The 20,875-nt window shown below is 66.3% G+C and carries 19 protein-coding genes; 11 read left to right on the forward strand and 8 right to left on the reverse strand.

Translation table 11 applies throughout. The features are described 5' to 3' along the window. Window positions 1-39: 39 nt before the first annotated feature. Together ACZK4Z_RS04165 and typA are read right to left on the reverse strand one after the other, a co-directional pair. The gene (locus ACZK4Z_RS04165; protein ID WP_005408223.1) at window positions 40-507 is read right to left on the reverse strand and encodes a DUF2127 domain-containing protein; all 468 of its coding nucleotides are present in this window, start codon (window positions 505-507) and stop codon (window positions 40-42) included. 11 nt (window positions 508-518) lie between these two features. Next, the gene (gene typA / locus ACZK4Z_RS04170) at window positions 519-2,366 is read right to left on the reverse strand and encodes a translational GTPase TypA (RefSeq protein ID WP_088024560.1); all 1,848 of its coding nucleotides are present in this window, start codon (window positions 2,364-2,366) and stop codon (window positions 519-521) included. A gap of 273 nt (window positions 2,367-2,639) precedes the next feature. On the opposite strand from typA, the gene ACZK4Z_RS04175 reads away from it, so the two are divergent. The 6 genes from ACZK4Z_RS04175 (at window position 2,640) to ACZK4Z_RS04200 (ending at window position 9,342) form a co-directional block, all read left to right on the forward strand. Beyond that, on the forward strand, window positions 2,640-3,131 hold the full coding sequence (locus ACZK4Z_RS04175) for a peptidylprolyl isomerase (protein WP_004153629.1): 492 nt from the start codon (window positions 2,640-2,642) through the stop codon (window positions 3,129-3,131). A 118-nt stretch (window positions 3,132-3,249) separates the two neighbouring features. Next, on the forward strand, window positions 3,250-4,236 hold the full coding sequence (locus tag ACZK4Z_RS04180) for a malate dehydrogenase (RefSeq protein WP_004153634.1): 987 nt from the start codon (window positions 3,250-3,252) through the stop codon (window positions 4,234-4,236). 121 nt (window positions 4,237-4,357) lie between these two features. Further along, window positions 4,358-4,972, forward strand: coding sequence for an RluA family pseudouridine synthase (locus tag ACZK4Z_RS04185; protein WP_032129767.1), 615 nt, complete (start codon window positions 4,358-4,360; stop codon window positions 4,970-4,972). A gap of 668 nt (window positions 4,973-5,640) precedes the next feature. Further along, window positions 5,641-7,521, forward strand: a complete 1,881-nt coding sequence (prpE, locus tag ACZK4Z_RS04190) for a propionate--CoA ligase (RefSeq protein ID WP_049400974.1) — start codon at window positions 5,641-5,643, stop codon at window positions 7,519-7,521. Between the two features lie 215 nt (window positions 7,522-7,736). Then, window positions 7,737-8,240, forward strand: coding sequence for a hypothetical protein (locus ACZK4Z_RS04195; protein ID WP_125895961.1), 504 nt, complete (start codon window positions 7,737-7,739; stop codon window positions 8,238-8,240). Window positions 8,241-8,286: 46 nt separating this feature from the next. Continuing rightward, window positions 8,287-9,342, forward strand: coding sequence for a suppressor of fused domain protein (locus tag ACZK4Z_RS04200; protein WP_125895962.1), 1,056 nt, complete (start codon window positions 8,287-8,289; stop codon window positions 9,340-9,342). A gap of 67 nt (window positions 9,343-9,409) precedes the next feature. Here ACZK4Z_RS04200 and ACZK4Z_RS04205 read toward each other — a convergent pair whose 3' ends face one another. From ACZK4Z_RS04205 to ACZK4Z_RS04225, 5 genes are all read right to left on the reverse strand, one after another. Continuing rightward, window positions 9,410-10,021, reverse strand: coding sequence for a glutathione S-transferase N-terminal domain-containing protein (locus ACZK4Z_RS04205; RefSeq protein ID WP_125895963.1), 612 nt, complete (start codon window positions 10,019-10,021; stop codon window positions 9,410-9,412). An 84-nt stretch (window positions 10,022-10,105) separates the two neighbouring features. Further along, the gene (locus tag ACZK4Z_RS04210) at window positions 10,106-10,564 is read right to left on the reverse strand and encodes a cell wall hydrolase (protein WP_004154513.1); all 459 of its coding nucleotides are present in this window, start codon (window positions 10,562-10,564) and stop codon (window positions 10,106-10,108) included. A 297-nt stretch (window positions 10,565-10,861) separates the two neighbouring features. Continuing rightward, window positions 10,862-12,892, reverse strand: a complete 2,031-nt coding sequence (locus ACZK4Z_RS04215) for an NADPH-dependent 2,4-dienoyl-CoA reductase (protein WP_125895964.1) — start codon at window positions 12,890-12,892, stop codon at window positions 10,862-10,864. A gap of 374 nt (window positions 12,893-13,266) precedes the next feature. Then, complete coding sequence (gene yczE / locus ACZK4Z_RS04220; protein WP_032130480.1) at window positions 13,267-13,896, reverse strand: membrane protein YczE; 630 nt, start codon at window positions 13,894-13,896, stop codon at window positions 13,267-13,269. Window positions 13,897-14,099: 203 nt separating this feature from the next. Then, entirely contained in the window at window positions 14,100-15,119 is a 1,020-nt protein-coding gene (locus tag ACZK4Z_RS04225) for a zinc-binding alcohol dehydrogenase family protein (RefSeq protein ID WP_032130481.1), read from the reverse strand. 357 nt (window positions 15,120-15,476) lie between these two features. On the opposite strand from ACZK4Z_RS04225, the gene ACZK4Z_RS04230 reads away from it, so the two are divergent. The 4 genes from ACZK4Z_RS04230 (at window position 15,477) to ACZK4Z_RS04245 (ending at window position 18,546) form a co-directional block, all read left to right on the forward strand. Then, window positions 15,477-16,568: an OmpA family protein gene (locus ACZK4Z_RS04230; protein WP_010483958.1), complete on the forward strand. Its 1,092-nt coding sequence runs from the start codon at window positions 15,477-15,479 to the stop codon at window positions 16,566-16,568. A gap of 220 nt (window positions 16,569-16,788) precedes the next feature. Beyond that, the gene (locus tag ACZK4Z_RS04235) at window positions 16,789-17,295 is read left to right on the forward strand and encodes a hypothetical protein (RefSeq protein ID WP_010483956.1); all 507 of its coding nucleotides are present in this window, start codon (window positions 16,789-16,791) and stop codon (window positions 17,293-17,295) included. Between the two features lie 20 nt (window positions 17,296-17,315). Continuing rightward, window positions 17,316-18,125 (forward strand): pseudouridine synthase, encoded by an 810-nt coding sequence (locus ACZK4Z_RS04240; protein ID WP_125895370.1) that lies wholly within the window; start codon window positions 17,316-17,318, stop codon window positions 18,123-18,125. An 85-nt stretch (window positions 18,126-18,210) separates the two neighbouring features. Beyond that, a complete protein-coding gene (locus ACZK4Z_RS04245) occupies window positions 18,211-18,546 on the forward strand; it encodes a hypothetical protein (RefSeq protein WP_049463434.1) in 336 nt (111 codons plus the stop codon). Between the two features lie 84 nt (window positions 18,547-18,630). On the opposite strand, the gene kbl is transcribed toward ACZK4Z_RS04245, so the two are convergent. Then, a complete protein-coding gene (gene kbl, locus ACZK4Z_RS04250; protein ID WP_005408238.1) occupies window positions 18,631-19,839 on the reverse strand; it encodes a glycine C-acetyltransferase in 1,209 nt (402 codons plus the stop codon). Window positions 19,840-20,045: 206 nt separating this feature from the next. Between kbl and ACZK4Z_RS04255 the strand changes: the two genes are divergently transcribed. Next, window positions 20,046-20,741 carry a TorF family putative porin gene (locus ACZK4Z_RS04255; RefSeq protein ID WP_071229157.1) on the forward strand — a complete coding sequence of 232 codons (696 nt, stop codon included), beginning with the start codon at window positions 20,046-20,048 and terminating at the stop codon, window positions 20,739-20,741. Window positions 20,742-20,875: the final 134 nt, after the last annotated feature.

Here is a 20,875-nt window from a genome sequence, read left to right on the forward strand (position 1 = left end):
GGCGGCTTGGTCGGCTCCAATCCCCAGTGTAGCCGGTGCTCAGCGGTGGCGCTTGCGCAGGTCGCGGGCGAGCACGTAGACCACGATCAGGTTGATCGCCAGGATCGTCCACGACGGCCAGCCGGGGTGGCGGATGATCGCGAAGATGTCGAAAGGCAGGTACAGGGCGGCGGTCAGGCAGCCCAGCCAGGAGGCCCAGGCCTTGGCCCGCCACAGGCCCCAGGCTTCGACCAGGTGCAGCAGGCCGTAGCCGATCATCCCCGCCGCGGCCAGGTGGACCGCGTCGGGGCTGATCATGTGCAGCAGCGAGGGCAGGGTGCCATGGTCCGGATCCAGGCTGAAACGCCGGATCAGGGCCATGATGCCGTGCCGTAGCGGCTGCGGTCCGAGCACTTCCAGCCCGGTGGCGGCCAACAGCGCCAGCATCGCCTTGCTCGCTTCGAGCAGGGCGATGACATGGAGACCCGGATGCCGGTGTGGATCCGGGTTGTAGCCGCTCTGGTTCACGGGGTGCTGGCTCAGCCGCCGCGCGAAGCCTTCTTGCGGTCGCTTTCGGTCAGGAACTTCTTGCGCAGACGGATCTCCTTCGGGGTGATCTCGACCAGCTCGTCGTCTTCGATGAAGTCCAGGGCCTGTTCCAGCGAGTACTTGATCGCCGGGGTCAGCTGGATCGCATCGTCCTTGCCCGAAGCGCGCATGTTGGTCAGCGGCTTGGTCTTGATCGCGTTGACGGTCAGGTCGTTGTCCTTGGAGTGGATGCCGACCAGCTGACCTTCATACACGTTGTCGCCTTCAGCAGCGAACAGCTTGCCGCGCTCCTGCAGCGGGCCCAGCGAGTAGGCCGGCGTGGTGCCCGGCGCATTGGCGATCATCACGCCGTTGATGCGCTTGGCGATCGCGCCCTGTTCCTTCGGGCCGTAGTGGTCGAACACGTGGAACAGCAGGCCCGAACCCTGGGTCAGGGTCTTGAACTCGTTCTGGAAACCGATCAGGCCACGGGCCGGGATCGAGTATTCCAGGCGCACGCGGCCCTTGCCGTCCGATTCCATGTTCTTCAGCTGGCCCTTGCGGGTGCCCAGCTTTTCCATCACGCCGCCCTGGTGGATTTCTTCGATGTCCACCACCAGCTGCTCGATCGGCTCCATCATCTGGCCGTCGATCTCCTTGATGATCACTTCCGGGCGCGACACGGCCAGCTCGTAGCCTTCGCGACGCATGTTCTCGATCAGCACCGACAGGTGCAGTTCGCCACGGCCGGAAACCAGGAACTTGTCGGCGTCTTCCAGCTGCTCGACCTTCAGGGCCACGTTGTGGACCTTTTCACGGTCCAGGCGGTCCTTGATCTGGCGGCTGGTCAGGAACTTGCCACCGGACAGGTCCTTGTTGCCGGCGAACGGCGAGTTGTTGACCTGGAAGGTCATCGAGATGGTCGGCTCGTCGACGGTCAGTGCCGGCAGCGCTTCCGGGAAGTCCGGTGCGCAGATGGTGTCGGAGATGGTCAGCTCCTGGATGCCGGAGATGGCCACGATGTCGCCGGCCTCGGCGGTATCCTGCTCGATGCGCTCCAGGCCCATGAAGCCCAGCACCTGCAGCACCTTGCCGTTGCGCTTCTTGCCTTCACGGTCGATGACCGCGACCTGCATGTTCTTCTTCAGGGTGCCGCGCTGGATGCGGCCGATGCCGATCACGCCCACGAAGTTGTTGTAGTCCAGCTGGCTGATGCGCATCTGGAACGGGCCTTCCGGGTCCACTTCCGGGCGCGGCGCGTGCTGCATGATCGCTTCGTACAGCGGGGTCATGTCGCCGTCGCGCACGGTGTCTTCCAGGCCGGCATAGCCGTTCAGGCCGGAGGCGTAGACGATCGGGAAGTCCAGCTGCTCGTTGGTGGCGCCGAGCTTGTCGAACAGGTCGAAGACCTGGTCGATCACCCATTCCGGACGGGCGCCCGGACGGTCGACCTTGTTGACCACGACGATCGGCTTGAAGCCCATCGCGAAGGCCTTCTGGGTCACGAAGCGGGTCTGCGGCATCGGGCCGTCCATCGCATCGACCAGGATCAGCACGGTGTCGACCATCGACAGCACGCGCTCGACCTCACCGCCGAAGTCGGCGTGGCCGGGGGTGTCGACGATGTTGATCCGGTTCTTGATACCGGTCTTCTTGTCTTCCCAGGTGATGGCGGTGTTCTTGGCCAGGATGGTGATGCCGCGTTCCTTTTCCTGGTCGTTGCTGTCCATCACGCGCTCGGCGAGGACGGTACGCTCGGACAGGGTGCCGGACTGCTTCAGCAGCTGGTCGACCAGGGTGGTCTTGCCATGGTCGACGTGGGCGACGATGGCGATGTTGCGAAGATTTTCGATGGACATACGAAAGGGGGCCAGTCGGCGCCGGATTTGGAAAAAGAAGTCCAACATTATACGTCGAACTTGACGATTCGCGAAAAGGTGGATTTCACGCCCGTCACGGGGCCCATTCAGCTGGCGGTCCGCGGCGCCGGTTGAGGCCGCCTGGCCTGCACCACGGGGCACCCCGTCCCGTGGCTGAAGCCCGGATCTGCGCCCATGGTCGAAGCCGCCGCCGCCACGAGGCAGGTGTAAACTAGGTGGCTAGACGCGTTCCCCTCTGCATCAAGGATCTTCATGTCCCTCATCGCCACTTTCGACACCACCCAGGGCCCGATCAAGGTCGAGCTGTTCGCCGACAAGGCGCCGCTGACCGTGGCCAACTTCGTGAACCTGGTCAAGCACGGTTTCTATGACGGCCTGATCTTCCACCGCGTGATCGCCGACTTCATGATCCAGGGCGGCTGCCCGCAGGGTCGTGGCACCGGCGGCCCGGGCTACAAGTTCGAAGACGAGAAGAATGGCGTGAAGCACGAGGTCGGCTCGCTGTCGATGGCCAACGCCGGCCCGAACACCAACGGCAGCCAGTTCTTCATCACCCACATCAAGACCGACTGGCTGGACGGCCGCCACACCGTCTTCGGCAAGGTCCTGGAAGGCCAGGCCATCGTCGATTCGGTCAAGCAGGGCGACGTGATCCATTCGATCACCCTGGAAGGCGACGTCGACGCCGTGCTGGCCGCCCAGGCCGAGCGCGTCGCGGAGTGGAACAAGCACCTCGCCGCCTGATCCCCCTTCGAAACGGCCACCCTCGGGTGGCCGTTTCCCTGTTCCCCGCCGCCCGCCAGGCCTGCGTGGCCACGCCCGCGGCGTCCCATCAAACGCTTGCAAGCAAGAGGAAACCCCCATGAAAGCACCCGTTCGTGTTGCCGTGACCGGCGCCGCCGGCCAGATCGGTTATGCCCTGCTGTTCCGCATCGCCTCCGGCGAAATGCTGGGCAAGGACCAGCCGGTCATCCTGCAGCTGCTGGAACTGCCGGTCGACAAGGCCCAGGCCGCCCTGAAGGGCGTGATGATGGAGCTGGAAGACTGCGCCTTCCCGCTGCTGGCCGGCATGGTCGGCACCGATGATGCCGAAGTCGCGTTCAAGGACGCCGACATCGCCCTGCTGGTCGGCGCGCGTCCGCGTGGCCCGGGCATGGAGCGCAAGGACCTGTTGCTGGAAAACGCCAAGATCTTCACCGCCCAGGGCGCGGCGCTGAACAAGGTCGCCAGCCGTGACGTGAAGGTGCTGGTGGTCGGTAACCCGGCCAACACCAACGCCTACATCGCGATGAAGTCGGCCCCGGACCTGAAGCCGGAGAACTTCACCGCCATGCTGCGCCTGGACCACAACCGCGCGCTGAGCCAGCTGTCGACCAAGCTCGGCAAGCCGGTCGGCGGCATGGAGAAGCTGGTCGTGTGGGGCAACCACAGCCCGACCATGTACCCGGACTACCGTTTCGCCACCGCCGATGGTGCGTCGATCGCCGATGCGATCAACGACCAGGAGTGGAACGCCAACACCTTCATCCCGACCGTCGGCAAGCGCGGCGCGGCGATCATCGAAGCCCGTGGCTCGTCCTCGGCTGCTTCGGCCGCCAACGCAGCCATCGACCACGTGCGTGACTGGGTGCTGGGCAGCAACGGCAAGTGGGTCACCATGGGCGTGCCGTCCGACGGTTCCTACGGCATTCCGGAAGGCGTGATCTTCGGCTTCGCGGTGACCACCGAGAACGGCAAGTACACCCTGGTCAAGGATCTGCCGATCGACGACTTCAGCCAGAAGTACATCGACAAGACCCTGGCCGAGCTGGAAGAAGAGCGCGCCGGCGTCGCCCACCTGCTGGGCTGATGCAGGCGGTACCGGCGCGAGCCGGTACGTCTTCCATCGAGGTAGGTACCGGCCGTTGGCCGGTACGCAGCAACGGGGAAGCTCAGGCTTCCCCGTTTCTGTTTGAGGAATACAGGAACTGATGATCCACCTGCATTACATCGACGACGCGCTGCTGGTGGCCGAGAAGCCGGCCGGCCTGCTGTCCGTGCCTGGCCGCAGCGCCGAGAACCAGGACTGCGTGGTCGCGCGCCTGCAGGCGCTGTACCCGGATGCATTGACCGTGCATCGCCTGGACCAGGTGACCTCCGGCCTGCTGCTGCATGCGCGCGGCAAGGACATGCAGGTGGCGTTGTCGATGCAGTTCGAGCAGCGCCAGGTTGGCAAGCGTTACGAAGCGATCGTGGAGGGGCTGCTTGAAGGCGATGCCGGCGAAGTGGACCTGCCGTTGATCGTGGACTGGCCGAACCGGCCGAAGCAGATGGTCGATCACGAACGCGGCAAACCGGCGCTGACACGTTGGCACGTAATGGCACGTGATGTTGAAGCGCAGCGCACCCGCGTGGCGTTGGAACCGATCACTGGCCGCAGCCATCAGCTGCGCCTGCACATGGCTAGTCTCGGCCATCCCATCGTTGGCGATGTGCTGTATGACGCCGCGCCGGCGCAGCGTGTGCATCTGCATGCGCGCAGCCTGCGGTTCACCCATCCGGTGACGGGCGAGGCGCTCGCGTTCGAGTCCGCGACTCCGTTCTAGGGGTTCGGCAGGGCTTGCAGCCCTGCACCTGCAGAATCAACGTCAACGTCAGAAGCGGGCTATCCGTGGGTTGGCGGGACGGTGTCGGAGTGCGGGGACGCCGCAAGTACGTCCCTGTAGGCTTGGCAGCCGCATCCATGCGGCTGACACCCCGCACTCCGACACCGTCCCACCTTCGACAGGTTCCCGCGGCTGTTGGTAACTGCGGCTTTGTTCCGCGCGGCTGTTGGTAGGTGTCGACCTTGGTCGACACGATTCTTCTGTCAGATATCGAATGAATCATCCACGCATGGCGTGGATCTACCGTGTCGACCAAGGTCGACACCCACCAGAGCAGTCGACCAAGGTCGACATCTACCAGAGCAATACGCCTTTCCGACAGATCGCAGGAAACTGTCGAAGGCGGGGTGGGTCCGGTTGCGGGGGCGTGAGCCGCATGGACGCGGCGACCGAGCCTCCATGGACGGATTTACGGCGCCCCCCGCAACCGGACCCACCCCGCCATCCCTCAATGGCCCCGCTTTTGACGTTGACGTTGACGTTGATTCTGCAGGTGCAGGGCTGCAAGCCCTGCAGAACAAAACCCCACCCCCTACCAAGGTAGGGCGGCCCGCGCGCCAGCGCCGGACTATCCTCGAACCCATGACTTTGTCTGGGAGGGCTGCGTCATGAACTACGAGGAAACCTACCGTCGCTCGATCGACGAGCCGGAGGCCTTCTGGGGCGAGGAAGCCAAGCGCATCCATTGGCACAAACCGCCGCAGCAGGTGCTCGACTACAGCAACCCGCCGTTCCGGCGCTGGTTCGTCGGTGGTGAAACCAATCTCTGCTACAACGCCGTCGACCGCCACCTGGCCGAGCGCGCCGACCAGCTCGCGCTGGTCGCCATCTCCACCGAAACCAACAGCACCCGCGAAATCACCTATCGCCAGCTGTATCGCGAAGTGAACGACTTCGCCGCCGTGCTCAAGCACCTCGGCGTCGGCCACGGTGACCGCGTGGTGATCTACATGCCGAACATGGCCGAAGCCGTGTTCGCGATGCTGGCCTGCGCGCGCATCGGTGCGGTGCACTCGGTGGTGTTCGGTGGCTTCGCCGCGCACAACCTGGCGCTGCGCATCGACGATGCCAAGCCCAAGCTGCTGATCGCCGCTGATGCCGGCATGCGCGGTGGCAAGCTGATTCCGTACAAGCCGATGGTCGATGCAGCCTGCGCCGAAGCCACGTCGCCACCGCCGCACGTGCTGATCGTGTCGCGTGGGCTGGATGCCGCCGAACCACGCGTGCCGGGCCGCGATGTGGACTACGCCGAGCTGCGTGCGCAGATCGGTGAAGTCGACGTGCCGGTGCAGTGGCTGGAAGCGAGCGAGCCGAGCTATCTGCTGTATACCTCCGGCACCACCGGCAAGCCGAAGGGCGTGCAGCGCGATGTGGGGGGCTATGCGGTGGCGATGGCACAGTCGATGGAAACGGTGTTCGACTGCAGGCCGGGCCAGGTGATGTTCTCCACCTCCGACGTCGGCTGGGCGGTCGGCCATTCCTACAACGTGTACGGCCCGCTGATCGGCGGCTGTACCTCGCTGCTCTACGAAGGGCTGCCGACGAATCCGGACCCGGGCATCTGGTGGGCGCTGTGCGAGCAGTACAACGTGCGCACGATGTTCTCGTCGCCCACCGCCATCCGCGTGCTGAAGAAGCACGACGCGGACTTCATCCATCGCCACGACCTGGGCGCGCTGAAGTACCTGTTCCTGGCCGGCGAGCCGCTGGACGAACCGACCGCGCACTGGATCAGCGAAGCGCTCGGCAAGCCGATCATCGACAATTACTGGCAGACCGAAACCGGCTGGCCGGCACTGACCCTGCTGCCGGGCCTGGAGATGAAGCCGGTGCGTTTCGGCTCGCCCGGGTTCCCCAATCTCGGCTACCGGATGAAGGTGATCGACGAGAACACCGGCGAGGAAGTGGCACCGGGGCAGAAGGGCGTGCTGGTGGTGTCGCCGCCGCTGCCGCCGGGCTGCATGAGCACGGTGTGGAACGACGACAGCCGTTTCCTGCAGAGCTACTTCAGCCACTTCAAGGAGCTGCTGTACAGCTCGCTGGACTGGGCGATCCGTGACGACGATGGTTATACCTTCATCCTCGGCCGTACCGACGATGTGATCAACGTGGCCGGGCACCGCCTGGGCACGCGCGAGATCGAGGAGGCCATCTCCAGCCATCCGCGCGTGGCCGAGGCGGCGGTGATCGGGGTCAAGGATGAACTGAAGGGGCAGGTGCCGCTGGTGTTCGTCACCCTCAAGCAGGGGCTGGATGGCGAGGATCCGGCGCCGGTGGTGGCCGAGATGATGGCCACGGTGACCACCTCGCTCGGCGCGGTCGCACGCCCTGCGCATGTGCACGTGGTCAATGCCTTGCCCAAGACCCGCTCTGGCAAGCTGCTGCGGCGCTCGCTGCAGGCGTTGGCCGAGCAGCGCGACCCGGGTGACCTGTCGACGCTGGACGACCCCAGCGCGCTGGAGGAGATCCGCCGCGCGCTGGGACGCTGACCCGGTAGTGCCGGCCGCTGTCCGGCACCCCCATCAATCCTGAGGTTGCCGGCCAGCGGCCGGCACTACCCGCAGCACTTGCGCTAAGCTCGGCCTGTCATCGACCTGCAACACGCGGTGCGCGCCGGGGAAGGCGCGTGCCGTCCGGGGATGGCACACAGGGGAGCGTGCCCTCAAGGGCGCGCAGGCATTGCGCATCGAGGGAGGGGGAAGCAATGGCATTGCTGCACGCCAAGACGGCTGCTGGCCGTCAGGAAATCGAAGACCGTGGTCGGCGTCTGCCGGCGGCACTGCGTTCGATCCTGCTGATGGTCGACGGCCATCGCGATGACACTGAACTGCGCGGCCTGTTCGAAGGCCTGCGGGCACCGCCGGATGCACTGGAGCAGTTGGCCGCGCAGGGCCTGATTGAAGTGATCGGCGGAAGTGTCGAAACCGCACCGACGCGCAGCATCAGCACCGGCCGTGAACAGGACCCGGCGCTGTACCAGCAGCTGTACGACGCGATGAGTGAGGCCGTGCGTCGGCATCTGGGCCTGAAGGGCTATTTCATGCAGTTGAAGATCGAACGCTGCACCGATGCGCTGGCACTGGAACGCCTGTGCCCGGAACTGCTGGCGGCGGTGGGCAAGGCGCGCAGCCCGGCATTGGCGCAGCGCTGGTGGCAGGAGACCCAGGCGGCCGTGGTCAATGGTGGCGGCGAGGTCGTGCAGGCCTGAGCCACCGCGTAAAGTGATCGGTTCACTTCCCCACAAGGAGTCCCGCGTGCAGGACGACCACGACGACACCGATACCCCCGGCTGGGACGCGATCAATGCGGCGCTGACGCCGCTGTATGCCGGGCAGGAGCCGCGTCACTACGGCACCGCGCTTCCGTACACGCTCGGTGGCCAGGATCCGCTGGATGGCATCAGCGTGTACTGGGCGGATGCGCCGGTACCGCATTGGCATTACATCACCTACGGCTTCTCCGAGCTGTACGCCAAGGAGAGCAGTGATGCCACCGCCAGCGGCTATGGTTTCGAGCTGACCTTCCGCCTCGCTGCCGACGTCGGTGAGAACGCCGGCAGCACGCCGCCGGTGTGGCCGATGAACCTGCTGCAGAACCTGGCGCGCTATGTGTTCGGCAGTGGCAACGTGTTCGAGGATGGCCACCACCTCAATGCCAACGGCCCGATCGCGTTGGAGACCAACACGCGCTTGTGCCATCTGGCCTTCGTCGCAGATCCGCAGTTACCCGCACGCGACACTGCCAATGGCCACCTGCAGTTCCTGCAGCTGGTCGGGCTGACCGATGAGGAGATGGAAGCGGTCAAGCGCTGGTCGACGCGCGGCGTGCTGCAGGCGCTGCAACCGGCGATGCCGCTGTGGATCAGCGATCTGCATCGCGGCAACCTGCTGGAGGATCCGGCATTGGCCGCACAGGTGCAGGCCGGCAGCGAGCGCGAGGGCTCCAGCACCGGCATGTTGTTCATCGAGACGCTGGACTGGCGCCAGGAGGCGGGCGTCACCACCCTGGTGCTCGGTGCGGGCCAGGTGGCCAGCGTGTGCGAGCTGCTGCCATTGCGCCTGCGCCACGGCAAATCGCTGGAACTGGTCAGCCGCGAGCGGCAGTGGGAATTCATTCCGGCCGCGCGCGGTGAAACCGGCGAGGTATCGGCCGACAGCGCGCGTTGGGCACTGGACGAGACGGGTCTGGAAGCCTTGGCGGGCGTGCGTGCCGAGCGCGGCATCTACCCGGTGGCGGCGGCGCTGCGCATCGAAGTGGTGCCGACCTACCTGCGCGATGCCAAGGGCGAAGTGATCCGCCAGATCGGCTGAGTGTGGCGATTGCACCGATGGGGGCAGAGCCGTCTGCTGTGCAGACGGCTCCGACCCATGGTCTGGCTCAGGCCAGGCCTTCGGCCTTCAGCGCGGCCTGCACGCCGGCATCGGCATCCATGCGCGCCTTGTAGGCGGCCAGGTTGTCCAGGCCGGACAGGTCGACCTTGGTGCCAGCAGCCCAGCGCAGCGTGATGTAGAAGTACGGGTCGGCGAAGCTGCGGAAGCCGGCCAGCCACGGCTTGTCGGCCAGCTGCTTGTCGGCGGTCTCGAACAGGGCGCGCAGGCGCTTGTGCGCGGCGGCGCGGATCGCATCGAACTGGCTCTCGTCGGCGATGAACTTGCCCGGCGCGAACAGCGGCGAGAAGGCCGGATGCACATCGGAATTGACGAAGGCCAGCCAGCGGGTGGCTTCGGCGCGCTGGCGCGGGCTGCCGTCGCCGCCGAGGCCGGCCTGCGGGAAGCTGTCGGCGATATAGCCCATGATCGCGGCGTTCTGCAGCAGCACGAAGTCGCCGTCGACCAGTGCGGGGACGGCACCGGCCGGATTGATCTTGAGGAATTCCGGGCCCTTCAGGGTGTCCTTGTTCAGCAGTTCAACCTCGAACTGCTGGCCGGTCCACTGCAGGGCGATGTGGTCGGCGGTGGAACAGGCACCGGGCTTGCTGTACAGCTTCATGGGAACTCCAGGTGATGCGGGCGGGAAGCGCCCACTATCCCAGAGCCTGGCGGCGGGCGGCAACGCTGCCGCCAGCACGGATCGTTACGACTGCCGTGGCTTGAGGTTCTGCACCTTATAGAAGGTGTGATCGCCGATGGTGGCCACCTGGTAGGCATTGCGCCAGTTCGGGCTGGCAATGGACAGCGCGGCGAAGTGGCTGGCACCGGGCACGATCTCGCGGCGCTCGCCGGCCGGCAGCGCCCAGTTGCGCTCGGCGTCGAAGGCCACGTTCATCGCCTCGCTCCAGGCCGCATCATTGCCCAGCTGGGTGCCGGGCGAGACGATGGTCGGTGCGAACTGCTTGCGCGCGGTGACCACCTGGCACATGGAGTCGCCCCACAGGCCACTGTCGAGGCGGCGCAGGGCGACCTCGGCGACGGCCTGCTGGCCACGCAGGGTCTGGTCGCGGGCTTCCAGGTAAACGGTGGTGCTCAAACACAATGAATCAGCGGCCGGCTGAGGCAACAACTGCGACAGCCAGAGAATCCAGGCCAGTTTCATATAACTCCTTGCTCCGTATGGGCCGCACGCTCCGGTTCCGGCCGCGGGGGCGACAGGAGGCGGGGTACGACTTGGCGTCATGGGGAGGCGGCCATCGGGGCCGCCCCGTGGGCAGCCCCAAAAGAAACGATCAGTACCGATCGAGGGGCTGCGCCGGCTCACCGGAAACTGGCTGGTGAGCGGAAAGATGGCGCAAGGTAGGGGGGGATAGCCGAACGCATCGTGAACCGCTCGGCTTGACATTCAGGTTCGGCAGGGGTGACGGAAATCACATTCCGCCCCCCATTCAGGCGCTCATCAGAGCGCGGCGGCGACCCGGCTGCCCTGGTCGATGGCCCGCTTGGCGTCCAGTTCGGCCGCTACATCGGCACCCCCGATCAGCTGCGCGTTGATGCCGGCGGCCTGCAGTTCGGCCTGCAATGCACGATTCGGTACCTGCCCGGCGCAGATCACCACATGGTCGACCGGCAGCAGCTGTTCGCTGCCTTCCACGCGGATGCGCAGGCCTTCGTCATCGACGCCCAGGTACTCGACGCCACCGAGCATGCGCACGCCCTTGGCCTTCAGCGTGGCGCGGTGGATCCAGCCGGTGGTCTTGCCCAGTCGCGCGCCGGGCTTGCCCGGGCTGCGCTGCAGCAGCCACAGCCGACGCGGTGATGCCTCGACCTCGGGCCGGCCCAGCGAGCCGCGGGCCTCGAACGCGCTGTCCACGCCCCATTCGGCCATCCAGCGTTCCGGATCGAGGGAGGGGGACTCACCGGCGTGGCTGAGGTACTCGCCGACATCGAAGCCGATGCCGCCGGCGCCGATGATCGCCGCATTGGTGCCCACTTCAACCCGGCCCAGCAGCACGTCCAGGTAGCTGACCACCTTGGCGTGGTCGGCGCCGGGGAAGTCGACCTTGCGCGGGGTGATGCCGGTGGCCAGCACCACCTCGTCGAAGCCGGCCAGGGTGGCGGCATCGGCGCGGGTGCCGAGGCGCAGCTGCACGCCGGTTTCGGCCAGCGTGTGGCGGAAGTAGCGCAGGGTCTCGTGGAACTCTTCCTTCCCGGGGATGCGCTTGGCCACGTTGAACTGGCCGCCGATCTCCTCGTTGGCATCGAACAGGGTGACCTGGTGGCCGCGCTGGGCAGCGACGGTGGCACACGCCAGGCCTGCCGGGCCAGCACCGACCACGGCAACTTTCTTCGGCGTGGCGGTGGGGCGATAGACCAGCTCGGTCTCGTGGGCGGCGCGCGGATTGACCAGGCAGCTGGCCAGCTTGTTCTCGAACACGTGGTCCAGGCAGGCCTGGTTGCAGGCGATGCAGGTGTTGATTGCCTCGGCGCGGCCGGCACGGGCCTTGTTCGGCCATTGCGGGTCGGCCAGCAGCGGACGCGCCAGCGACACCATGTCGGCACCGCCGCTGGCGAGGATGCGCTCGGCGACGTCGGGCATGTTGATGCGGTTGGTCGCCACCAGCGGCACCTTCACATGCGGCTTGAGCTTGGCGGTGACCCCGGCGAAGGCGGCGCGCGGCACCGAGGTGGCAATGGTCGGAATACGGGCTTCGTGCCAGCCGATGCCGGAATTGATGATCGTCGCGCCGGCGGCCTCGATGGCCTGCGCCTGCTGCACGATCTCCTCCCAGTTGCTGCCGTCCTCCACCAGGTCCACCAGCGACAGGCGGTAGATGATGATGAAGTCCGGGCCACAGGCCTCGCGGATGCGGCGCACGATCTCGACCGCGAAGCGCATGCGCTGGTTCGCATCGCCGCCCCAGCGGTCGGTGCGCTTGTTGGTGCGCGGGGCGATGAACTCGTTGATGAGGTAGCCCTCCGAGCCCATCACTTCCACACCGTCGTAGCCAGCCTCGCGGGCCAGCTTCGCGCTGCGTGCGTAGTCGGCGATATGGCGCTCGACGCCACTGGCCGACAACGCACGCGGGGTGAACGGGTTGATCGGTGCCTTCAGCTTCGACGGCGCCACCGACAGCGGGTGGTAGGCATAGCGGCCGGCATGCAGCAGCTGCAGGCAGATCTTCGCGCCGTGCTGGTGCGCGGCGGCGGTGAGCTGCCGATGCGGGCGTACTTCCCAGGGCCAGGACAGCTTGCCGCCGAACGGCTTCAGCCAGCCGACCACGTTCGGCGCGAAGCCGCCGGTGACGATCAGGCCGACACCGCCCTCGGCGCGTTCGGCGAAGTAGGCCGCCAGCCGCGGGAAGTCGCGGGCGCGATCCTCCAGGCCGGTGTGCATCGAGCCCATCAATACGCGGTTGCGCAGCTGGGTGAAGCCCAGGTCCAGCGGGGCGAACAGATGGGGGTAGGCGCTTTCGTTGGCTGGCGACATTGTCGATACGCTTGCGTACGGAAGCGCGAAGCGTGCCGCGAAACGGCGGCCGGGGCAAGGGCCGGCCTTTGGGTAGTGCCGGCCGCTGGCCGGGTACGCTCGGCACATGCGTGCTGTCGCTCCCGCAATTCGCTGCGCGAACCGCGGGCCCCACTTACCGGCCTCCACGCCCCCGCGCCTGCGGCGCTGCGCCCGAACTCCGGGGGGTAGTGCCGGCCGCTGGCCGGGTACGCTCGGCACATGCGTGCTGTCGCTCCCGCAATTCGCTGCGCGAACCGCGGGCCCCACTTACCGGCCTCCACGCCCCCGCGCCTGCGGCGCTCCCCCCGAACTCCGGGGGGTAGTGCCGGCCGCTGGCCGGCATCCTGGGCAGATCAGGGTGCTTGCGGTTGCCGGCCAGCGGCCGGCACTACCGGGGTGCGACCGATCCCGAACCAGCCCAGCGTGACACCACACAGCGGACCGATCAGCAGGGCGAAGGCGAGGGTGCCGAGCCCAACATTGCCGCCCAGCCACCAGCCCAGCAGCAGCACGCTGCCCTCGATCAGGCTGCGCACTTTCCAGATCGGCCAGCCGGTGCGGGCATGCAGGCCGGTCATCAGGCCGTCGCGCGGGCCAGGGCCAAGCCTGGCGCCGATGTACAGGCCGGTGGCCAGCGCGACCAGCAGCATGCCGGCGCAGAACATTGCCAGCTGCCAGCCAAGGCCGACGGCCGGCGGCAGCAGCCATAGCCCGAACTGCGCGGAGGGGCCGATCAGCATCACGTTGAGCACGGTCCCTACACCCGGCTTCTGCCGCAGCGGCCACCACAGCAGCAACACCAGTGCGCCGATGACATTGGTCGCCAGGCCGAACGACAGCGGCGTCTGCGCGGCGATGCCCTGTGACAGGACATCCCAGGGCGCCACGCCGATGGCCGCACGGATCATCAGCGAGGCGCCGAAGCCGTATAGGAACAGGCCGGTGATCAGTTGCAGCAGGCGCAAGGGCAGGGCGGTGGGCATGGCGGTCTCGGGGGAGAAGAATCTGTTTCCACCGTAATCCCGATTCAGTCACTTCCATAGATACAGATGCCGACCAATCCGCCGCTACAGTAGCGTCGAGCGTGCTCGACTGCTCCTGATGAATCAGTCGAGCACGCTCGACGCTACGATCAGACCGCACGGCCGGGCATGGGCTCGGCTTTACATCGGCGTTCCAGCCTGGCTCAGTCGCCCCAGCCTGCCAGCGCCAGCTTGCCCACCGTGCGTCCGCTGGCCAGGCGCTGATGCGCGATGTCCAGATTTGCCGCATTGATCGGGCCCAGGCTTTCACTGAGGGTGCCGCGCAGCTGGCCGGCATCGATCATGCTGGCCGTGCGGCTGAGGATGCGGTGCTGCTCGATGCAGTCGGCAGTGGCAAAGCGCGAGCGCGCGAACATGAACTCCCAGTGGATGCCGATGCACTTGGCTTTGTAGGGATCGCCGATGCGCAGCGGCCCACGCGGCTCGACGATCAGGCCTACATGTCCCTGCGGCGCCAGCAGCAGGCCCAGTTCGTCCCAGTAGTGATCGGTGTCGGCCAGGTTGAGTGCGACCTGCACCGTGTCGATGCCCAGCGCCTGCAGCTGGGCCTGAAGTGGTTGCCGATGGTCGATCACGTGCCGGGCACCCATCTGCCGGCACCAGTCGGCCGAGGCCTCGCGCGACGCCGTGGCGATCACCTCGAAACCCGCATGGCGGCCCAGCTGGATTGCCATCGAGCCGACCCCGCCCGCACCGCCGATCACCAGCAGGTGCTGGCCGGCGTGGCGGCGATCGTCCAGCCGCAGCGGCATGCGCTCGAACAGCAGCTCCCAGGCGGTGAGCGTGGTCAGCGGCAGCGCTGCGGCTTCAGCGAAATCCAGCGTGGTTGGCTTGCGCGCGACCAGGCGTTCATCCACCCAGTGGTACTGCGCATTGCAGCCGGGGCGGGTGACATCGCCTGCGTAATAAACCTCGTCACCGGAGGCAAACAGGCTCGCCTCGTCGCCGATTGCCTCGACCACGCCGGCAGCGTCCCAACCCAGCACGCGGGGTGCCTGGAGCGTGGCCGGATCCGTGCTGGCACGCTGCTTGCCATCGACGGGGTTGACTGAAACCGCCTCGACCCGGACCAGCAGGTCACGGCCCCGGGGAGGCAGCGGCGGAGGCAGGTGGATATCGCACAGGGCAGGGGCGGATTCACGACTCAGGGCGACGGCTTTCATCACGGCTCCGGCTGGGTTCGTGGCTCCATCATAAGGTTCCTCACGTTTCCGCAGACGCGCTGAACCGTTTGATGCAGCGCGCCGCGCAATATGTCGTTTTCCCCGCCTAAACCCCGTCAAACCCTTGCAGCGTGAGGGTCTTGCGGATTTTCATCATCCTGTATAGGGTTTCAACGTCGGACCGGCGGACGGTCGGGCGCAACACTTCACATGTTACGGGACTGTTAACATGGCCTTCACCCGCCTGAGCATAATGTTCGCGGCGGTGGCGTGCTGAATCGGCTGTCGTACATCGACGCACTTGTGCTGGCCCATGCCTCTACCGGTTTCATACCCCCGAAATAGGAGCTGTACTCAATGAACAAGAAGATCCTTACTGCCGCGCTGCTGGGCGGCCTGGCTTTTGCCCAGGCAGCTTCGGCGCAGGAGTTCGATGACCGCTGGTACCTGACCGGTTCGGCCGGCTTCAACTTCCAGGACAGCGACCGTCTGACCAATGACGCTCCGTTCGTGACCCTGGGCCTGGGCAAGTTCATCAGCCCGAACTGGTCGCTGGACGGTGAGCTGAACTATCAGAACCCGAACTTCGATTCGAACAAGGACCTGAACTGGTCGCAGTACGGCGTCTCGCTGGACCTGCGTCGCCACTTCATCAAGGAAGGCCGCGGCTGGAACCCGTACATCGTCGGTGGCCTGGGCTACCAGAAGTCGGAAGAAGAGTACCCGGCGCTGAATGCCAACGGTCCGCGCCAGCGTAAGGACGGCAACGTTGCCGCCAAGCTGGGCGTCGGCCTGCAGACCACCTTCGAAAAGCGCGTTGCTGTCCGCGCCGAAGTGGCCTACCGCGCTGACTTCGACGACCAGAGCGTTGCCGCTCCGAAGGAAGACTGGTTCGGTGACGTGCTGGCTTCGGTCGGCGTCGTGATCCCGCTGGGCCCGGCTCCGGTCGCGGCTGCTCCGGCTCCGGCTCCGGTTGCCCCGAGCTGCGCCGACCTGGATGACGACGGTGACGGCGTCAACAACTGCGACGACAAGTGCCCGAACTCGCAGCCGGGTCAGACCATCGGTCCGGACGGTTGCCCGGTGCCGGTCTCCATCGACCTGAAGGGCGTCAACTTCGACTTCGACAAGTCGAACCTGCGTCCGGACGCCGTGGCGATCCTGAGCGAAGCCACCGAGATCCTGAAGCGTTACCCGGATCTGCGCGTTGAAGTTGCCGGTCACACCGACTCGAAGGGTACCGACGCTTACAACCAGAAGCTGTCGGAGCGTCGTGCTACCGCCGTGTACAACTACCTGACCAAGAACGGCGTTGACGCCGGTCGCCTGGTCGGCCCGATCGGCTACGGCGAGAGCCGTCCGATTGCTCCGAACACCAACCCGGATGGTTCGGACAACCCGGAAGGTCGCGCCAAGAACCGTCGTACCGAGCTGAACGTCCAGAACTAAGTTCTGACGATCTGCCAGTAGGACACAGCAGGACCCGGCTTCGGCCGGGTCTTGTTGTTTCCGTAGCCCGGAATCCGCGTGTCCGTCGGTCCGGGAACAACCGTTCGTCGGGTTTTTATCCGTAAAACCAATGAGTTGCCGTATTCATTGAAAGTGGCGCTTGAAAGCTGTCGCGGCATTGCTAAACTCGCCGCGTCACTTCCTTTCCTGGATGCCCTTCATGCTGCGCTCTGCATCGGCCGCCTTCCTGGCGCTGGCCCTGGTTCCCGCCGCCCACGCTGCGGTCGATTGCTCGGTCAACACCAGCGCCTCGCCGCTGCCGTTGCCGGCCACGACCATCGCGCCGGTGGCCGACGAGCTCTACATCCGTGGCAACCAGCTGGGCATGCCGGCCGGCGTGCTGAGCAGCAACTACGATCCGTCGCAGTCGCTGGACCAGGTGCTGCAGCGCCTGCGCATCGATGGTTGCCAGAACATCGCCAAGGCCATTCCGAGCGCCCCGGCAGTGAAGCCGAACGATCCGGCGGCCTACAAGCCGCAGACCGAATTCGACAACACGCCCTGGCGCTTCGACATGAGCCAGAACGGCAAGCGCATGACCGCCGAAGAGTTCGACGCCTGGATGAAGGCGCGTGGCGTGCGTGTGGTCAAGGCGCGTCCGGCTCCGGCCGCCACTCCGGCCCCGGCCGAAGCACCGGCTGAGACCAAGCCGGTCGACAAGAAGTAAGCACCGCGGGGAGCAGAGGCTTGCGCACGCGCCGCCCACCTGCCGCCCCCGCCGCCCGCTCCCACGCACCGCGTGGGCGTGCGACTCCCGCTGCCACAGCCGCCGGTGTCCGTCATGGCCTGGCGCGCGTGCTGTCCAAGGCCGGCGTGTGTTCGCGCAGCGAGGCCGCGCGCTGGATCGCCGATGGCCGCGTGCGCGTCTCCGGCCGCATCGTGCGGGATCCCGAATTCCCGATTGGGCAGCCGGCGCCGCCGATCGAGGTCGATGGCCAGCCGATGGGCGCGCCGCAGCGCCTGTACCTGATGCTCAACAAACCGCGTGGGGTGGTGACCACCGCGCAGGACGAACGTGGCCGCGACACCGTGTACCGCTGCTTCGATGGTGCCGGCCTGCCGTGGATCGCGCCGGTCGGGCGCCTGGACAAGGCCAGTGAAGGGTTGTTGCTGTTCAGCAACGATCCGCAGTGGGCCGCGCGCCTGACCGATCCAGAGACCGGCCCGCAGAAGACCTACCACGTGCAGGTCGACCGCCTGCCCGATGACGCCACGCTGGCGGCCCTGCAGGCCGGCGTGGACGACGAGGGCGAGTTCCTCGTCGCCCAGGCTGTGCGCGTGCTGCGCAGCGGCGATAAGACCGCGTGGCTGGAGGTGGTCCTCGACGAGGGCCGCAACCGCCACATCCGCCGCCTGTTGGCGGCCTTCGACCTGCAGGTGCTGCGCCTGGTCCGGGTCGCGATCGGTGGGCTGCAGCTCGGCGATCTCGGCAAGGGCCAGTGGCGGGTGCTGGAGGTCAGTGACCAGCAGCGGCTGGGGGCCGCTGCACCGGGCTGATCATCGCCCGCGGCCGGCGGTTGCCGGCCACCGTTCCAGGCGTAGGGGGCGTCTGGCTGCTGAATTTCCCGAACGGAGCCTGCCCATGTACCACCCGACCCTCAACCAAACCCTGCGCTGCGCAGGCCTGCTGCTGCCGATGGTGCTGCTGACCGCCTGTGGTGGCCACAAGAAGGTGGCCAAGGCGGAAATGCCGGCCGAGACCCCGGTGGTGGAAGTGAAGACCCCGGAGCTGGATGGTCGCGGCAGCTACCGCTTCCTGATGAGCAACGGCGACAAGAAGATGACCGCCGATGAGTTCGATGCCTGGATGAAGGCCAATGGCATCCGCGTTGCCAAGGGCAACGGCCAGGATGCTGCCGCCAAGCCGGTGGTGGTGGCCAGCAAGGACGAGCCGAAGGGCAAGAAGAAAAAGAAGTGATGCCGGGAAGGTGCCGACCTCGGTCGGCACGCCCTCACGCCTGGTAGGTGCCGACCTTGGTCGGCACGCTTTGACCGGTGGGGATCAACCCTTGATCACGCCCAGCTCGACACCGATGCGGGTGAACGCATCGATCGCGCGGTCCAGATGCTCGCGACTGTGCGCGGCGCTGATCTGGGTGCGGATGCGGGCCTGGCCCTTGGGCACCACCGGGAAGAAGAAGCCGATCGCGTAGATGCCTTCTTCCAGCAGGCGCTCGGCGAACTTCTGCGCCAGCGGTGCGTCGTACAGCATCACCGGGCTGATCGGGTGTACGCCCGGCTTCACGTCGAAACCGGCGGCGACCATCTTTTCGCGGAAGTAGCGGGTGTTTTCCACCAGGGTGTCGCGCAGATCGTCAGCGGCGGCCAGCATCTCGAACGCTTTGATGCCGGCGGCCACCACATGCGGCGGCAGCGAGTTGGAGAACAGGTACGGGCGCGAACGCTGGCGCAGCAGCTCGATCACCTCGGCGCTGGCGCAGGTGAAGCCGCCCAGTGCACCGCCCATGGCCTTGCCCAGGGTGCCGGTGATGATGTCGATCTTTTCCAGCACGCCCTTCACTTCGGCCGAGCCGCGGCCGGTGGCACCGAGGAAGCCGGTAGCGTGGCATTCGTCGATGTGCACCAGCGCGTTGTACTTCTTCGCCAGCGCGGTGATCTCGTCCAGCGGCGCAATGAAGCCGTCCATCGAGAACACGCCGTCGGTGGTGATCAGCTTGGTCTTGCAGCCGGCGGCGTCGGCGGCCTGCAGCTGGGCTTCCAGGTCGGCCATGTCGCAGTTGGCATAGCGGAAGCGCTTGGCCTTGCACAGGCGCACGCCGTCAATGATCGAAGCGTGGTTCAGCGCATCGGAAATGATCGCGTCGTTCTCGCCGAGCAGCGGCTCGAACAGGCCGCCGTTGGCATCGAAGCAGGCCGCGTACAGGATGGTGTCCTGCTTGCCGAAGAAGTCGGCGATCTGCTTCTCCAGCTGCTTGTGCAGGTCCTGGGTACCACAGATGAAGCGCACCGAGGCCATGCCGAAGCCGTGGGTGTCCAGCGCATCCTTGGCGGCCTGGATCAGGTCCGGATGGTCGGCCAGGCCCAGGTAGTTGTTGGCACAGAAGTTCAGCACCTTGCGGCCGTCCTCGAGGGTGATCTCGGCCGACTGCGGGCTGGTGATGATCCGCTCGGACTTGAACAGGCCCTGGGCGCGGATGGCGTCCAGTTCCTCGGCGTAGTGGCGGGTCAGGGCGGAGGAGGCGTCGGTCATGGCGTGGGCACGGCTCTGAACGGGGAAACCGCTGATTCTACCGGGCATCGCCGCTTGCCGACCGGCCCGGATGGGGCATCGCCACGGCCGGCACATGTTGCATCGCAATAGCAAACTGGTTAAAAATTCGTGAACCGGAGCTGTCCCGCTCCGGCCGCTACGCCCGCTCCCCGCCTTCCACGCCACCGCCCCCACCGGAGACGCTCATGAAGCACGCCCGTGCCTGCCTCGCCATTGCCGCTGCCCTGACCCTGGCCGCCCCGTTCGCCGCCAGCGCCCAGGAAAACGAATCGCCGTACAGCTGGAACGTCACCGCTGTTTCCGATTACCTGTTCCGTGGTGTGTCGCAGACCGACGAGGATCCGACCCTGCAGGCCGGTTTCACCTACACCAGCCCGGTTGGCCTGTATGCCGGCGTTTGGGGTTCGGGCGTGGACTTCGGTGCGGGTGATCCGAAGACCGAGGTCGACTACCTGATCGGCTACGGCGTGGACGTCACCGAGCGCGTCAACGTCGACGTGCTGCTGAACCGCTACACCTACCTGAAGTCCAGCCACCAGAACTACAACGAGCTGATCACCACCACCACGCTGGATGACACCTACAAGCTGACGGTGGCCTACACCAACGATGTATGGAACAGCAGCACCGATGGCTGGTACTTCGGCCTGGGCGGCAGCTGGGGCCTGCCGAAGGATTTCACCCTGAATGCCAATGTCGGCCGCAGCACGTTTGAAGACGGCATCGCCAAGGATTACACCGACTGGAATGTCGGCGTTGAGCGCCAGTTCGGGATGGCCAAGGTCGGCCTAGGCTACTACGGTACCGACGGCAACGGCCGCGACAACTCCGGCAAGCTGGCCCACAGCCGCGTGATGCTGAGCGTGGCCATCGGCAAGTAACGCCGCAGGCGTTACCGGTAGTGCCGGCCGCTGGCCGGCAACATCGGGATGGCAAAGAAAAAGGCGCCCATCGGGCGCCTTTTTCAGTTTCAAGGTGTGCCGAGCAAGCTCGGCACCCACCCACCCATCGCGCG

The organism is Stenotrophomonas sp. 71799_Sma, assembly GCF_056482505.1.

Coding starts and splice junctions, on each gene's coding strand:
- yczE (WP_032130480.1), bottom strand. CDS start 13,896: ATGCCCACCGCCCTGCCCTTGCGCCTGCTGCAACTGATCACCGGCCTG.
- ACZK4Z_RS04225 (WP_032130481.1), bottom strand. CDS start 15,119: ATGAAAGCCGTCGCCCTGAGTCGTGAATCCGCCCCTGCCCTGTGCGAT.
- kbl (WP_005408238.1), bottom strand. CDS start 19,839: ATGACCGACGCCTCCTCCGCCCTGACCCGCCACTACGCCGAGGAACTG.
- ACZK4Z_RS04195 (WP_125895961.1), top strand. CDS start 7,737: ATGGCATTGCTGCACGCCAAGACGGCTGCTGGCCGTCAGGAAATCGAA.
- ACZK4Z_RS04185 (WP_032129767.1), top strand. CDS start 4,358: ATGATCCACCTGCATTACATCGACGACGCGCTGCTGGTGGCCGAGAAG.
- ACZK4Z_RS04205 (WP_125895963.1), bottom strand. CDS start 10,021: ATGAAGCTGTACAGCAAGCCCGGTGCCTGTTCCACCGCCGACCACATC.
- ACZK4Z_RS04175 (WP_004153629.1), top strand. CDS start 2,640: ATGTCCCTCATCGCCACTTTCGACACCACCCAGGGCCCGATCAAGGTC.
- ACZK4Z_RS04245 (WP_049463434.1), top strand. CDS start 18,211: ATGTACCACCCGACCCTCAACCAAACCCTGCGCTGCGCAGGCCTGCTG.
- ACZK4Z_RS04180 (WP_004153634.1), top strand. CDS start 3,250: ATGAAAGCACCCGTTCGTGTTGCCGTGACCGGCGCCGCCGGCCAGATC.
- prpE (WP_049400974.1), top strand. CDS start 5,641: ATGAACTACGAGGAAACCTACCGTCGCTCGATCGACGAGCCGGAGGCC.
- ACZK4Z_RS04255 (WP_071229157.1), top strand. CDS start 20,046: ATGAAGCACGCCCGTGCCTGCCTCGCCATTGCCGCTGCCCTGACCCTG.
- ACZK4Z_RS04215 (WP_125895964.1), bottom strand. CDS start 12,892: ATGTCGCCAGCCAACGAAAGCGCCTACCCCCATCTGTTCGCCCCGCTG.
- typA (WP_088024560.1), bottom strand. CDS start 2,366: ATGTCCATCGAAAATCTTCGCAACATCGCCATCGTCGCCCACGTCGAC.
- ACZK4Z_RS04210 (WP_004154513.1), bottom strand. CDS start 10,564: ATGAAACTGGCCTGGATTCTCTGGCTGTCGCAGTTGTTGCCTCAGCCG.
- ACZK4Z_RS04235 (WP_010483956.1), top strand. CDS start 16,789: ATGCTGCGCTCTGCATCGGCCGCCTTCCTGGCGCTGGCCCTGGTTCCC.
- ACZK4Z_RS04230 (WP_010483958.1), top strand. CDS start 15,477: ATGAACAAGAAGATCCTTACTGCCGCGCTGCTGGGCGGCCTGGCTTTT.